The organism is Pseudomonas syringae (assembly GCF_021605415.1).
Classification (GTDB): domain Bacteria; phylum Pseudomonadota; class Gammaproteobacteria; order Pseudomonadales; family Pseudomonadaceae; genus Aquipseudomonas; species Aquipseudomonas syringae_S.
Map to the genome: position 1 here is coordinate 23,919 of NZ_WKEQ01000047.1, position 14,763 is coordinate 38,681.

General features: G+C 59.7%; 12 protein-coding genes and 1 pseudogene. 4 read left to right on the forward strand and 9 right to left on the reverse strand.

Annotated features, from left to right (window positions below):
• Window positions 1-171 precede the first annotated feature (171 nt).
• Entirely contained in the window at window positions 172-405 is a 234-nt protein-coding gene (locus GIW69_RS23775) for a DUF3203 family protein (RefSeq protein ID WP_236485211.1), read from the reverse strand.
• Window positions 406-529: 124 nt separating this feature from the next.
• Between GIW69_RS23775 and GIW69_RS23780 the strand changes: the two genes are divergently transcribed.
• Window positions 530-1,027 carry an MgtC/SapB family protein gene (locus tag GIW69_RS23780; RefSeq protein ID WP_236485212.1) on the forward strand — a complete coding sequence of 166 codons (498 nt, stop codon included), beginning with the start codon at window positions 530-532 and terminating at the stop codon, window positions 1,025-1,027.
• Window positions 1,028-1,172: 145 nt separating this feature from the next.
• Here GIW69_RS23780 and GIW69_RS23785 read toward each other — a convergent pair whose 3' ends face one another.
• Entirely contained in the window at window positions 1,173-1,337 is a 165-nt protein-coding gene (locus tag GIW69_RS23785; protein WP_236485213.1) for a hypothetical protein, read from the reverse strand.
• Between the two features lie 214 nt (window positions 1,338-1,551).
• Here GIW69_RS23785 and GIW69_RS23790 point away from each other — a divergent pair, with 214 nt between their 5' ends.
• The 3 genes from GIW69_RS23790 (at window position 1,552) to glgB (ending at window position 9,192) form a co-directional block, all read left to right on the forward strand.
• On the forward strand, window positions 1,552-3,546 hold the full coding sequence (locus GIW69_RS23790; RefSeq protein ID WP_236485214.1) for an alpha-1,4-glucan--maltose-1-phosphate maltosyltransferase: 1,995 nt from the start codon (window positions 1,552-1,554) through the stop codon (window positions 3,544-3,546).
• Window positions 3,547-3,616: 70 nt separating this feature from the next.
• Window positions 3,617-6,958 carry a maltose alpha-D-glucosyltransferase gene (gene treS, locus GIW69_RS23795; RefSeq protein ID WP_236485215.1) on the forward strand — a complete coding sequence of 1,114 codons (3,342 nt, stop codon included), beginning with the start codon at window positions 3,617-3,619 and terminating at the stop codon, window positions 6,956-6,958.
• A 2-nt stretch (window positions 6,959-6,960) separates the two neighbouring features.
• Window positions 6,961-9,192: a 1,4-alpha-glucan branching protein GlgB gene (gene glgB / locus GIW69_RS23800; protein ID WP_236485216.1), complete on the forward strand. Its 2,232-nt coding sequence runs from the start codon at window positions 6,961-6,963 to the stop codon at window positions 9,190-9,192.
• A 97-nt stretch (window positions 9,193-9,289) separates the two neighbouring features.
• Here glgB and GIW69_RS23805 read toward each other — a convergent pair whose 3' ends face one another.
• From GIW69_RS23805 to GIW69_RS23835, 7 genes and pseudogenes are all read right to left on the reverse strand, one after another.
• On the reverse strand, window positions 9,290-10,360 hold the full coding sequence (locus tag GIW69_RS23805; protein WP_236485217.1) for an autotransporter outer membrane beta-barrel domain-containing protein: 1,071 nt from the start codon (window positions 10,358-10,360) through the stop codon (window positions 9,290-9,292).
• 356 nt (window positions 10,361-10,716) lie between these two features.
• Window positions 10,717-11,514: an endonuclease/exonuclease/phosphatase family protein gene (locus tag GIW69_RS23810; RefSeq protein WP_236485218.1), complete on the reverse strand. Its 798-nt coding sequence runs from the start codon at window positions 11,512-11,514 to the stop codon at window positions 10,717-10,719.
• Window positions 11,515-11,689: 175 nt separating this feature from the next.
• On the reverse strand, window positions 11,690-12,448 hold the full coding sequence (locus GIW69_RS23815; protein WP_236485219.1) for a PIG-L family deacetylase: 759 nt from the start codon (window positions 12,446-12,448) through the stop codon (window positions 11,690-11,692).
• Window positions 12,449-12,593: 145 nt separating this feature from the next.
• On the reverse strand, window positions 12,594-13,280 hold the full coding sequence (locus GIW69_RS23820) for a glycosyltransferase (protein WP_236485220.1): 687 nt from the start codon (window positions 13,278-13,280) through the stop codon (window positions 12,594-12,596).
• Window positions 13,277-13,876, reverse strand: a complete 600-nt coding sequence (locus GIW69_RS23825) for an SAM-dependent methyltransferase (RefSeq protein WP_236485221.1) — start codon at window positions 13,874-13,876, stop codon at window positions 13,277-13,279. Before GIW69_RS23825 ends, GIW69_RS23820 begins: the two co-directional genes overlap by 4 nt.
• Window positions 13,873-14,631, reverse strand: coding sequence for a PIG-L family deacetylase (locus GIW69_RS23830; RefSeq protein WP_236485222.1), 759 nt, complete (start codon window positions 14,629-14,631; stop codon window positions 13,873-13,875). The genes GIW69_RS23825 and GIW69_RS23830 overlap by 4 nt, the downstream gene beginning before the upstream one ends.
• A pseudogene (locus GIW69_RS23835) lies at window positions 14,628-14,763 on the reverse strand (acyl-CoA dehydrogenase); the annotation flags it as partial. The pseudogene GIW69_RS23835 and the gene GIW69_RS23830, both read right to left, overlap by 4 nt.

Here is a 14,763-nt window from a genome sequence, read left to right on the forward strand (position 1 = left end):
CATCAGGCCGGGGCACTATGAGCGTCGATCTGTTTGCATAACAGGCTCAGCTATTTTTATAAAAAGCGGATCAGATGGGATTTACGTGACAGCCTGTGACAACTTGAAGCAGATGCCGGGCTAGGCTGCCTCTCAGATTTACAGGTGACATACCGTGTTAACGGTGTGTGATCAGATGATCGAATCTGCGTCAGTCGCCTTGAGGTTTTTGCGCCCGTCAGTGGCCCCTGCGACGGTCAGCGCATCGGCTTCCGCTTCGGTGATGTAGATGCGCCGGTTGTCGATCTCCACCGCCGACATCGACTTTTCGCTGTCGGTAATCACCGTCAGGTCACTGCACAAGCGGATTTCCTCGCCGTTTTCGGTGGTGAAAAAGCCAGTCTGATTTTCGATGCGAACGGTCATGTGATCTGTCCTTTTTTCCAGGGGAACCTAAAGTCTTAGGACTCAACAAGCGGCGATCGTTCTGCGCAACCGATTAGTGGTCGGCGCTGTCCATGCTTTATCAACCTGAACGAAGGAAGGCCGGATGAACGCGTGGTGGCATGAAGTGTGGAGCACTCTGCAAACGGAGTTCGCCGACATTGGCGACGCTGCACAATTGACGCGCATCACGGTGCGCCTGCTGATGGCGGCGCTATTGGGCGGCATTCTCGGTTTCGAGCGCGAGCACAAGGGTAAGGCCGCCGGCGTGCGTACGCACATGCTGGTGGCGTTGGGGGCGGCGTTGTTCGTGCTGGTGCCGCAGATGTCCGGCGCCGAGGACGATGCGATGAGTCGCGTGGTGCAAGGGGTGATCGCCGGCATCGGCTTCCTGGGCGCTGGCACGATCCTGAAGAATCACAATGGCGATGAAGAACACGTGAAAGGCCTGACCACGGCCGCCGGGCTGTGGATGACAGCGGCGATTGGTGTCGCGGCGGGGCTGGGCCGGGAAGCGACAGCGGTGCTTAGTACGCTGCTGGCGCTGGGCGTTTTCAGCGTGATGCCACGGATTGTAAAAATCTTCGAAAAAGACCAGGAATGACCCTTGATGATCGTTCCCACGTTCTGCGTGGAAACGCCTAAGGAACGCAGAGCGTCCCGGGATGCATTCCCACGCAGAGCGTGGGAACGATCAGCCGGGTCCTATGCGATCCGCGCAAAAACAATCAATAGTTTGGAAGGCAGGATCACGGACTGACGATGACGGGAGGCATCGTCGACGGCGGTTCTTCCTTCGGCGGCGGCGTGGTGCCAGGCGGTTCCTGTTCCGGAATTGGTGGCGGTTCGGTTTCAGGCAGGTTCGGTTTGTCGATGTTCGGATCGGGCGTTTCGGCCGGGATGGGGATATTCATAACAACCTCCGTGTGGCACATGGCGTAAGAAGTGCTTAAGTGGGTTGACCACCTTGCGACGGATTCGATCCCCCGGTCGTGGTCAGGCAAATCCCTGTGAACTTCCCCGGCGCGCGTCGCTCGGAACCTTAGTGAGTTCATCGCCGGAAAAAGTCCGAACGAGAACGCCAATCCGGCACAAGAGCGTCCTTGGGGCGTTAAGGAGAGATGCTCAATGACTGCTGAAATACCCTCCGAAACCAGTTACAACCCGCACATGCCGCTGTCGCAGGCATTGTTGCTCCCGCGTATTGCCATCGAAAACACCATGCCGACCCTTGAAGGCGGCCAGTTCGCCGCCAAGTCCATCGCCGGCCGGGACGTCGTGGTGACCTGCAAAGTCTTTGCCGACGGTCACGACAAACTGGCTGTGCGCATTCGCTGGCGCGAAGAAGGCGAGGATACGTGGCAGGAAGAAGTCATGTCCGATCAGGGCAACAACGGTTGGAAAGGTGTGTTTCAACCCGAACATCAGGGCCGTTTTCTCTATTGCATCGAGGCCTGGATCGATCATTTCGCCAGTTTCCAATACGAACTGGAGAAGAAACACACCGCCGCCGTTCCGATTTCACTGGAACTGCAGGAAGGCCGCACCATGGTGCAACAGGCCGCCGAGCGAAGCGAAGGCCAGCTCAGCGAGCAATTGGCGGCGCTCCACCACGAATTGTCCGGGCTGCTCGAAACCGAACAGGTGGCGTTGTTTTTGCACTCGCGCAGTGCCGAACTGATGGCGGCGGCGGATCATCGCGCCTACTTGAGCATCAGTCCCGAGTACCCGATGGACGTCGAACGTGAACTCGCCGAGTTCGCCAGTTGGTACGAGCTGTTCCCGCGCTCCATCACTGACGATCCTGCTCGTCACGGTACATTCAACGATGTGCACTCGCGTCTGCCGATGATTCAGGACATGGGCTTCGATGTGCTGTATTTCACGCCGATTCATCCCATCGGCCGCAGTCATCGCAAGGGCCGAAACAACTCGTTGAATGCGGGGCCCGACGACCCGGGCAGCCCTTATGCGATTGGCAGCGAAGAGGGCGGGCACGAGGCGATTCATTCGCAACTCGGCACCCGCGAGGATTTTCGCCGACTGGTAGCCGCCGCCGCTGAGCATGGTCTGGAAATCGCCCTCGATTTCGCCATCCAGTGTTCCCAGGATCACCCGTGGCTCAAGGAGCATCCGGGCTGGTTCAACTGGCGGCCGGACGGCACGATCAAATACGCGGAGAACCCGCCAAAGAAATACCAGGACATCGTCAACGTCGATTTCTACGCGCCGGACGCCATCCCGAGCCTTTGGGTCGAACTGCGCGATATCGTCATCGGCTGGGTACAAGAGGGCGTGAAGATCTTCCGCGTCGACAATCCGCACACCAAGCCGTTGCCGTTCTGGCAATGGATGATTGCCGATGTGCGCGCGCTGCATCCGGAGGTGATTTTCCTCGCCGAAGCCTTCACCACGCCGGCAATGATGGCGCGGCTGGGCAAGGTCGGTTACACCCAGAGCTACACCTATTTCACCTGGCGCAACACCAAGGCCGAGCTGGCCGAATATTTCACTGAGCTCAACGAATCGCCTTGGCGCGAATGCTACCGGCCGAATTTCTTCGTCAACACGCCGGACATCAACCCGGCGTTTCTGCATGAGTCCGGGCGTCCGGGTTTTCTCATCCGTGCAGCGCTGGCGACGATGGGTTCGGGGCTGTGGGGCATGTATTCGGGCTACGAGCTGTGCGAGTCGGCGCCAGTGCCGGGCAAGGAGGAATACCTCGACTCGGAGAAGTATGAGATCCGCGTTCGCGACTTCACCCAACCCGGCAACATCATCGCCGAGATCGCCCAGCTCAACCGCATTCGCAGGCAAAACCCGGCGCTGCAAACGCACTTGGGCTTGAAGGTCTACAACGCCTGGAACGACAACATTCTGTTTTTCGGCAAACGCAGCTTTGACGGCAGCAACTTCATTTTGGTGGCCGTAAGCCTTGATCCACACAACGTACAGGAAGCCAATTTTGAATTGCCATTGTGGGAAATGGGTTTGCCGGACGACGCCATCACCCATGGCGAAGACCTCATGAATGGGCACCGTTGGGACTGGTACGGCAAATACCAATTCATGCGCATCGATCCGGCCTACCAGCCTTTCGGCATCTGGCGCATCACGGCCTGACATTGATCGTTCCCACGCCGAGCGTGGGAACGATCACGTCGATACATACCGAATTCAACAGGAGTTCCACATGGCGAAGAAACCCAGATCAGCCACCTTTATCAAGGACCCGCTCTGGTACAAAGACGCGGTGATTTATCAGGTTCACGTCAAATCCTTTTTCGACTCGAACAACGATGGTATCGGTGACTTTCCCGGGCTGATTGCCAAACTCGATTACATCGCCGAGCTGGGCGTCAACACCATTTGGCTGTTGCCGTTCTACCCCTCGCCACGTCGCGATGACGGCTATGACATCGCCGAGTATCGCGGCGTGCACAGCGATTACGGCACGATGGCCGACGCCAAAAAATTTATCGCCGAAGCCCACAAACGTGGTTTGCGGGTCATTACTGAGCTGGTCATCAACCACACGTCCGATCAGCACCCATGGTTTCAGCGGGCGCGAAAAGCCAAGCCTGGCTCGGCGGCGCGGGACTTTTATGTGTGGTCGGATGACGACCAGAAATACGACGGCACGCGGATCATTTTTCTCGACACCGAGAAGTCCAACTGGACCTGGGATCCGGTCGCCGGACAATATTTCTGGCACCGTTTCTATTCGCACCAGCCGGATTTGAACTTCGATAACCCGCAAGTCATGAAAGCCGTGCTGTCGGTGATGCGCTACTGGCTGGACATGGGCATCGACGGTTTGCGTCTGGACGCCATTCCGTATCTGATCGAGCGGGACGGCACCAACAACGAGAACCTGCCGGAAACCCACGACGTCCTCAAGCAGATCCGCGCCGAGATCGACGCCAATTACCCCGACCGCATGCTGCTGGCCGAGGCCAACCAATGGCCGGAAGACACCCAACTGTATTTCGGCGACACCGACGCCCAAGGCCTCAACGGCGACGAGTGCCACATGGCGTTTCACTTCCCGTTGATGCCGCGCATGTACATGGCGTTGGCCCAGGAAGACCGCTTTCCAATCACCGACATCTTGCGCCAGACCCCGGAAATCCCGGCCAATTGCCAATGGGCAATCTTCTTGCGCAACCATGATGAATTGACGCTGGAGATGGTCACCGACAAAGAGCGTGACTACCTATGGAATTACTACGCCGCCGATCGCCGTGCGCGGATCAATCTCGGTATCCGTCGCCGACTGGCACCGCTGATGGAGCGCGATCGCCGCCGCGTCGAATTGCTCAACAGCCTGCTGCTGTCGATGCCGGGCACGCCGACGCTGTATTACGGCGACGAGATCGGCATGGGCGACAACATCTACCTCGGTGACCGCGACGGCGTGCGTACGCCGATGCAATGGTCGATCGACCGCAACGGCGGTTTTTCCCGCGCCGACCCGGCCAGTCTGGTGCTGCCGCCGATCATGGATGCGCAATACGGCTACCAGTCGGTCAACGTCGAAACCCAGTCCGGCGACCCGCATTCGCTGTTGAACTGGACGCGGCGCTTGCTGGCCGTGCGTAAACAATCGAAAGCATTCGGGCGCGGCACGTTGAAGATGCTTTCCCCAAGCAACCGTCGCGTATTGGCTTATACCCGCGAATACACGGGCGACGACGGCAAATACGAAATCATTTTGTGCGTGGCCAACGTGTCGCGCAGCGCGCAAGCGGTGGAGCTGGATCTGTCGGCCTACGCCGGCATGGTGCCGGTGGAAATGCTTGGCGGTAATGCGTTCCCGCCCATCGGCCAGTTGAATTTCCTTCTGACGCTGGCGCCGTACGGATTTTATTGGTTCGGCCTGGCGGCAGAAAACCAGATGCCGAGCTGGCATGTCGAACCGTCGCAGAGCCTGCCGGATTTCACCACGCTGGTGCTGAAAAAACGCATGGAGGAGCTGCTCGAAGCGCCATCGCGCGCGACATTGGAGAAAGCGATTCTGCCGAGCTGGTTGCAGAATCGCCGCTGGTTTGCCGGCAAAGGCGCAGCCATCGATCAGGTCAGGCTGGCTTATGGCGTGCGCTTTGGTGACGCCGAGCGTCCGGTGTTGCTCAGCGAGATTGAAGTGACCAGTGGTGGCCAGGTCAGTCGCTATCAACTGCCGTTCGGCTTTATCGGCGAGGATCACGTAGGCCCGGCGCTGCCACAGCAATTGGCGCTGTCGCGGGTGCGACGCGTGCGTCAGGTCGGGTTGATCACTGATGCGTTCAGCCTGGAAGCCTTCGTCCGGGCCGTGCTGCAAGGCATGGAGGCGGGTACGGTGTTGAATTCGGACGACGGCGAGATCCGCTTCGAAGCCACGTCACAGCTGGAAGCGCTGGGTCTTGGCGCCGAGCCGGAAGTGCGTTACCTGTCCGCCGAGCAATCCAACAGCTCGGTGGTGATCGGCAACAGTCTGGTGCTGAAACTGATCCGTAAAGTCGCCTCCGGCGTTCACCCCGAACTGGAGATGAGCGCTTACCTGACCGCCGCCGGTTTCGCCAACATTTCGCCGTTGCTCGGCTCGGTGATCCGCCGAGACGCCGAGGGCGAAGACAACTTACTGATGATCGCCCAAGGCTATTTGAACAATCAGGGCGATGCTTGGGAATGGACGCAGAACAACCTCGAACGGGCGCTGCGTGACGAGTTGGCCGACGCCGTGTCCGAGCAGGAGCAGCACTACAACGCCCTCGGCGAACTGAAGGATTTCGCCGGCATGCTCGGCCAGCGTCTGGGCGAAATGCACCAGGTTCTGGCCGCGCCAAGCGATAACCAGGACTTCGCCCCGCAAGTCACCGGCGCCAAGGAAGCCCAAGCGACGGGCAAGGACGTGTCGGCTCAGATTGAGCACGCGTTGAAATTGCTCAAGCAGCACCAAAGCGAATTGAACGCGGCGGACAAAACGCTGGTCACTCGTTTGCTGGACAACAAAAAAGCCATTCTTGGCCATGTCCAGGAATTGGCGAAGAAATCCCAGGGTGGTTTGCGTATTCGGGTTCATGGCGACCTGCATTTGGGTCAGGTACTGGTGATCAAGGGCGACGCCTATCTGATCGACTTCGAGGGCGAACCGGCGCGGCCATTGGCCGAACGTCGCGGCAAACACAGCCCGTACAAGGATGTCAGCGGCGTGCTGCGATCGTTCGATTACGCGGCGGCGATGACCATCAACGTGCACAACGTCGATAACAGTCCCGAAGCGGAAGTGGCGCGCCGTCGCGTGGCCGAACGCTACTTAAGTGAAGCGCGTGAAGTATTTGTCGAAGCATATCGCCGGGCAGCAGCTAGTCTTGAACATGCTTGGCAAGATCCTGAAGGCGCTGACGCCGCGCTTGCGCTATTCGGGCTGGAGAAGGCGGCCTATGAAGTGGCCTATGAAGCCGAAAATCGACCCACATGGTTGCCCGTGCCATTGCACGGTTTGTATGGGTTATTGACAGGGCTTAAACCCTTTTCCGATCTTGGTGGAGAGTAGTCATGAGTTTCTCGAACAAGGAACAGGGTCACGGTAAAGAGGCATTGCTGCCCGGGGCGCGGGATATCGACGCCTTGGTGCGTGCGGAACATCCAGACCCTTTTTCGATTCTCGGCCCCCACGGCGATGGCGCTGGGGGGCAATTCATTCGGGCTTATCTGCCGGGGGCGCTGAGCGTCGCCGTGCTGGACAAGGACAGCGGCGAGGAAACAGGTGCGCTGACGTTGAGCGAAACCCCCGGGTTGTTTGTCGGACATTTCGCCAGCAGCCGTCCATATCTGTTGCGTACGCGCTGGGCCGGGGGCGAGCAGGTTGCCGAAGATCCTTACAGCTTCGGGCCGTTACTGGGCGAAATGGATCTGTACCTGTTTGCCGAGGGCAATCACCGCGACCTCAGTGCCTGCCTCGGTGCGCAATTGAAGAACGTAGACGGCGTCGACGGCGTGCGCTTTGCGGTGTGGGCGCCGAATGCCCGGCGGGTGTCGGTGGTCGGTGATTTCAACGTCTGGGACGGGCGCCGGCATCCGATGCGTCTGCGTCATCCCTCGGGCGTCTGGGAGCTTTTCATTCCGCGTCTGCAAGCCGGTGAATTGTACAAATACGAAATCCTCGGCAAGGACGGCATTCTGCCGCTTAAGGCCGACCCGATGGCGCTGGCCACCAGTTTGCCGCCGGACACTGCGTCGAAAGTCGCCTCGCCGCTGAGCATCGACTGGCAGGATCACGACTGGATGGCGAGCCGCAGCGAGCGGCAGAAGTCCACTGCGCCGCTGTCGATCTACGAGTTGCATGCCGGTTCCTGGCAATGCGAACTGGACGATCTGGGTGAAGTTTCCCGCCAGTATTCCTGGCCGGAACTGGCTGAGCGCTTGATCCCTTACGTGAAAGAGCTGGGGTTCACTCACATCGAGTTGATGCCGATCATGGAACACCCGTTCGGGGGGTCGTGGGGCTATCAACTGCTCTCGCAATTCGCCCCGAGCGCGCGGTATGGCTCGCCGGATCAATTCGCTGCGTTCGTCGATGCCTGCCACCGGGCTGAAATCGGCGTCATCCTCGACTGGGTGCCAGCGCATTTTCCAACCGACACCCATGGTTTAGCGCAATTCGACGGTACGGCGCTGTATGAATACGGCAACCCGCTGGAAGGCTTTCATCAGGATTGGGACACGCTGATCTACAACCTTGGGCGCACCGAAGTTCATGGCTACATGCTCGCTTCCGGGCTGCATTGGTTGAAGCATTTCCACGTCGATGGACTTCGCGTTGATGCCGTGGCGTCGATGCTTTATCGCGACTATTCGCGCAAGGCCGGCGAGTGGGTGCCGAATCGCCATGGTGGCCGCGAGAACCTGGAAGCCATCGATTTCCTGCGGCATCTGAACGACGTCGTCGCACTGGAAGCGCCGGGTGCGTTGGTGATCGCCGAGGAATCCACGGCGTGGCCGGGCGTCAGTCAGAGCACGCAGCAGGGCGGACTCGGTTTTTCCTACAAATGGAACATGGGTTGGATGCATGACTCGCTGCATTACATCCAGCAGGATCCGGTCTACCGCGCGCACCACCACAACGAGTTGAGTTTCGGTCTGGTCTACGCCTGGTCCGAGCGTTTCATCCTGCCGATTTCCCACGATGAAGTGGTACACGGCAAACACTCGCTGATCGACAAAATGCCCGGCGACCGTTGGCAGAAATTTGCCAACCTGCGGGCTTATCTGAGTTTCATGTGGACCCATCCGGGCAAAAAACTGCTGTTCATGGGTTGCGAGTTCGGCCAGTGGCGCGAATGGAACCACGACCAGCAACTGGACTGGTATCTGCTGCAGTATTCGGAACACAAAGGCGTGCAGAAACTGGTCAGCGACCTCAACCGGTTGTATCGGGAGGAGCCGGCGCTGCACGAGCAGGACGACGCGCCGCAAGGGTTCCAGTGGCTGATCGGTGACGACGCCATCAACAGCGTCTACGCGTGGATGCGCTGGAGCAAGGACGGCCGTCCTGTGCTGGTGGTCGCCAACTTCACGCCGGTGCCGCGCCAGGCTTACCGCGTTGGCGTGCCGTTTGCTGGGCGTTGGGTCGAATTGCTCAACAGTGACGCCGACACTTATGCCGGTTCCAATTATGGCAACGGCGGCGGGGCGACAGCCGAAGAGGTGCCGAGCCACGGGCAGGCGCTGTCGCTGGAACTGAATCTGCCACCGCTGGCCGTGTTGATCCTGCGCCCCGAGGGCTGACCTTCAGGAGCCGTGCTTGCCCGCGAAGGCGGTGTATCAGTCAATGCTGTGGTGGCTGATCCGACGCTATCGCGGGCAAGCCCGGCTCCTACGGGGATTACCAGCGCATCCGCACACCCATGCTGCCGATCAGACCGTTCAAATCGTTGTCGTCGACATCGCTGCTGTAATCGGCGCTGACGTACAAACTCACAGACGGCGTTACCCTCGCCACGAGCCCCAGGCCCAGATCCACTGTCGAGGAACTGCGGCTGCTGCTGATCTTGTCCACTTGATCCAGCGTCACCGTGCTGCCGATGTACACCGTGTGCCACAGGTTGGTGCGCACGTAAGGCTCGACCGGCAAGCCGTTCAAATCGTAACTGCCTTTCAGGCGTGCGCCGACGCGACCGCTCCAGGACGTGATGTCGCTGGATGACGCATTGGCGGAACCGGCATAGGGCGTGTCCAGCGTGACGCGTTGATTGATCAACTGCGCCTGGGGCTCGACGACCCAGTTCTTGCTCAAGCCAATGGGAAAACCGCCCTCGACCGAGAACGTCACCGCGCTGCCTTCGGTGGCCTGCCTTACGCCCTGATCGTTACGGCTGAAACCGTTGACCCGGCCACCACTGGCTGACAGATCGACGTGCCAACCCTGCGGCCCGGTCAGGCTGTAATAGGCGCCGAGCGCCTGGCCTTGCAAATTGAGGGTGTCGGTGGTCAGGTCGGAGAGGGCGCGGCTGGTGATCACGCCATTGCCGTTGCCCTGAATTTGATTAAGGCCGCCGACCAGACCGATCCGCTGGGTATGACCGCTGCCGCTTTGCAGGGTCATGATCGCCGGGCCTTTCGAATCGCCGCTGCCGGGCATCGCGAAGCCGGGTGTCATGACATCGGCCTGCGCCTGGCGCGAGCTTTTCCCATAGAAATTTTCCCAGGCAGCAGGGTTCAGATCTTCAGTGAGCAGATGCGCGTCTTGCAGATTCGCTCGCGGGCTGAAGCGTTGCGGGCCGGGTGTGATGACCGTAACGGGCAACGTCATGACCGGCACATCCTGGCGATACCAGGCGGGGGTCTGTTCCATTCCCGGATCAGCCTGCGTCTCCATCGAGGAACACAGGAGCAGGGAGCTTGAAACAGTGCAGAAGGTGATTTTGATCTCTTGAGAAGTGAAGGAGGTTTTCATGGCGGTCTACCTTGCAATCGCATGCGGCATCTCGACGTGGCGTCTCTCCTACCCCGAATGAGGGGCGACCGAAAGGAGCGAGACGAGTCGACAGGCGCCCAGTGCTGCGGCGTCCGAAGCCTTGTCCCGGGGTATTGTTTCCGGGGGTAGTAACGAGGAGTCAAGAAGACCGCAGGCCTCGCGTCAAGAAAGCCAGCGATGAGCGGTCATTGTAAATTGGCCGTTGCAAGCGATTGTTTTAGCGCGTTTATCTAAGTTCTTGTTTGTATGAGTAAACGCTGTGTAGGCCGTGATTGAGAGCGCTTTCATAAGCGACTATTGGCTTGTGTAATGAAACCGACAAGCGGTTTCGAACACTAGAGGTGGACTTCCACGGCAAGCGGCAGGTGATCAGAGAGGTGCGTCCACGGCTTGTTGCCGAGAATCTGCGGGTCGTGACTGCTTGCGTTCCGTAGATAAATCCGGTCAAGGCGTAACAGTGGAAAACGCGCGGGGTAGGTCTTGGCGGGGCGGCCATGATGGCGCTCAAAGGCCTCATGCAGATAGGCGCGGCGGGCGAGGGCGACGTTGCCTTGCAGCTTCCAGTCGTTGAAGTCTCCGGCAATGATGACCGGTGCGTCCTCTGGCAAGGATTCCAGCAACTGACAGAGCAGTTGCAACTGCAACTGGCGATGGCTTTCGAGCAGACTCAGATGAACGCAGATCGCATGCACTTCGGCGTGGCCCGGTACATCAAGAATGCAATGCAGCAGGCCACGGCGCTCGGGGCCGGTGATCGATACATCTAGATTTCGATATTCGCGGATGGGGTATTTGGACAGCAGCGCATTGCCGTGGTGACCGTCCGGATACACAGCGTTGCGGCCGTAGGCGAAGTCGCTCCACATGCTGTCGGCGAGAAATTCGTACTGCGATGTTTGCGGCCATTCGTTGTAGCGACTGGAATGTCGTTCGTGTTCACCGACCACTTCCTGAAGAAACACCAGGTCGGCTGACGTACTGCGCACCGCCTCGCGCAGTTCAGGCAGGATGAAACGCCGGTTGAGCGCTGTGAATCCTTTGTGGGTATTGACCGTCAGCACGCGCAGGCGATGAATCACCGGAGGTGTTGAAAGTTGTACGCCGATGGCGTGAGGTTTGGCATCGCTGGACACATTCACTCCTCTGAATCGGGGCTTCCTTTCCATGCGACTGACGCGCGACCGGGCAGTTCATTTTCACCGCCACCTAACCCCAATCCCCTGTAGGAACTGTCGAGTGAAACGAGGCTGCGATCTTTTGATTTTAAAGATCAACAGATCGCAGCCTTCGGCAGCTCCAGGGTGCCAGTCAGATGAAGACGATTTCATAAGGCTTGCGCAAGCGATCCAGGATGACTCGGGGCAGCGATGGTGCGAGGCCGATGGCGGGTTCGCCGTTGAGTTGGCTGGCGTAGGCGTGGGTGGCGTGGCTTTTCCGCGCAACGGTCCAGCTGTCCAGACGCAGCTTGCGTGCGCGGTGCCAGGGAATCAGCGTCTGTTCACGTTCGGGCCAGTGCCAGGCCCAGACCGGTACGTCATGGAACGAGGCGCCGGCACCCCGCGCGGCGGCGGCGCTGGCGCGGCCGACCACTTCATGATCGTCATTGCCGTCCTCGCACCAGGTGCTGAACACCACATCACCCGGCCGCAGATAACGGCCGATGAATTCGGTCAACTGCGGTTGCTGATCAAGCAGGGCGTTGTCGGTGAAACCGCCGCGAATCCATTTCAGGCTGTGCATTGGCAAGTCGAGGCGGCGCAGGGCTTCGACACTTTCCTGGGGCCGAAACACGCTGAGGCGTTTCTCCGACCACTGCCGCGAACCAGGATGACTGGCGCTGCCGTCGGTGATTGAAATCAGTTGCAGGGGATGGCCGAGATTGGACAGCAGTTGCAGCAAGCCGCCGCAGATCACCACTTCGTCGCCCGGATGCGGTGCGATCACTACGACACGGGAACCGGCGGGCACCAGCGTGCGGGTGTTGATGACGGGGATGGTGTCCAGTTGTGCCGCGCTGTTCCAGATTTGTGCTGATTGGCAGCTTTCATTGATGGAGAGCGTCTTCATTATGGTTACGTCCTTGTCTGGTTTCGCCAGTCCTCAACAGCCGCATTTGTACAGGCTCGATGGAGGCAAATTGATGTCTTTTACGGCGCTCCAACCCCTGGATTGCCGCGAACAGAGTATTGCCTAAGCCATGGGATTCGTCGCGTTATAGATCGATCTGATCCGCTTTTTTTTTCTCTAACTGTGTCATTTTTCGAAGACAGTCAGCAAAACCGTCGCTTGCACGACCGTCCAGCCGTGCACTTGTGTGTACCCGTGGCCGCGCGCTCCAGGCGATATCGGCACCGGTGCGTTGCAGTGCCTGCACCAGATGCACATCCTCATGACAAGTCAAAGGCTTGAAACCGCCGGCCCAGCGATAAGCGTCGGCACTGATCCCAAGGTTGGCGCCGTGTATGTGCCGATGGCCATCGCGGGCCTCGTAATGCTGGTGATAGCGGATCTGCGCGGCATCATCGAATGAGTCCGGCCAGTGCTCGACCGTGACGGTGCCGCACACCGCATCAGCACCGAGAGCCAGTTGTGCCACCAGCCAGTCGTGCGCGACGCGGCTGTCGGCGTCCGAACAGGAAATCCAGCGAGCGCCACGCTCCAGCAGCAGTTTGGCCCCGGCCGCCCGCGCCTGGCCTACATTTCGCGCCTCAATTTCCAGGCTCAGCACCGGATAACGGCTGACGATCTGAGCCGAGCGATCGGTGCAACTGTCCAGCACCACCAGAATCTCCACCGGCTCGGCGGCCAACAATGCATGCTTGCTGGCGCGCAAGGCTGCATTCAAACAGTCCTCCAGCAAATCCTCCTCATTGTGTGCCGGGATCAGAATGCCAATCATCGCAAGCCCTCCAGTGCTGCCACCGAGCGAGGCTCGCGACTCCATACTTCGAGAATGAAATCGGCTTCCTGATGGAGTACCAGCCGGGGCATGTGCAATTGTTCGTGAAGCTGGTCGTGCACCTGACGGGCGTTGAGCGGGCAGCCGTCGATGGGCGGACGCCAGTGACAGGCGAGTAGCTGGCCGTCGGCGGTCAATGAGTCATTCATGTGGCCGATCACGGCGCTCAAGTCTTCGGCGTCCAGGTAGTAGCCGATTTCGCTGAAGACGATCAGGTCGAATTTCTCTTCGGGCCAGTCTGCCGGCAAACGTCCGTGACGCACTTGGGTATGGTCGAACAGGCTCAGCCGGGTGCTCGCCAGTTTGACGGCGGTGGCGACGGTGTCGCTGCACAACAGACGGTCGCAACGCTCAGCGAGGGCGGCGCTCAATTCGCCGTTGGCGCAACCCGGCTCGTAAACCGATCGGTAGTGTGGACGGGGCAGAGAGGCCAATGTGATTGCGCGTTTGCGTTGTTCGTACCAGCGATGCCGAAATGACCAGGGATCGTCATTGCTGGCGAACAGGCCCTGAAAATACTGATCGTCGACGCTCATAGAAACACCACCTCGAAGGGTTGCAGCAGCCGCTCCAGCACATGCGGTGCGAGCACCGGCGGCAGACCGGCGTCGGGATCGCCTTCCAGTTGGCTGGCGAAAGCGTGAATTGCGTGGCGCTTGCGGGCGACTCGGGCTGGCGAGAGCAAAAGCTTGCGTGCTCGATGCCACGGCACCTTGGCGTCTTCGGGGGTCGCCCAATGCCATGTCCACACCGGCAATTCGTGGCAGGTGACGCCCGCCCGCGCTGCCGCATCGATGCTTGCCCGGCCAACGGCTTCGTGGTCGCAATGGCCGTCCTCGCGCCAGGTGCTGAAAACGACGTCACCGGGTTGCAGATAGCGTTCGATGAATGCGCTCAGTTCCTCTTCGTCGGTGGCGACTTGAGTGTCGGTGAAACCGCCGCGCAACCACTTCAGTTGATGCAGCGGCAGGCCGAGGCGGCGCAACGCCTCGGCGGACTCCTGCGGACGTATCACGCTGAGCCGATCTACCGGCCAGCGATCCGAACCTGGGTGGCTGGCGCTGCCGTCAGTCACCGAGATCAACAATATCGGGCGACCGACCGCCGCCAGCAGTTGTAGAAGGCCGCCGCTGCCGAGTACTTCGTCGTCCGGGTGTGGCGCGACGATTACTGCACGGCTGCCTTGGGGCACCAGTTCGGTGATGTTGATCGTTGGCAGTTCAGCCAGGTGTTGGCTCGTTTGCCATTCATGCAGTGAAGTACCGTGGCCGACAATCGGATTGGCTTTCATAACGCCCAGGTCTCTTCGGGTTGGCTGGCGATCAGTTGCCCGAGGGCCGCGAGATCGCGTTCGGCATGGCTTTGACGCAGGAACACTGGCAGGTCGGCAATCAGCCGGGCGAAGTGGCGATCCTTGCAATAG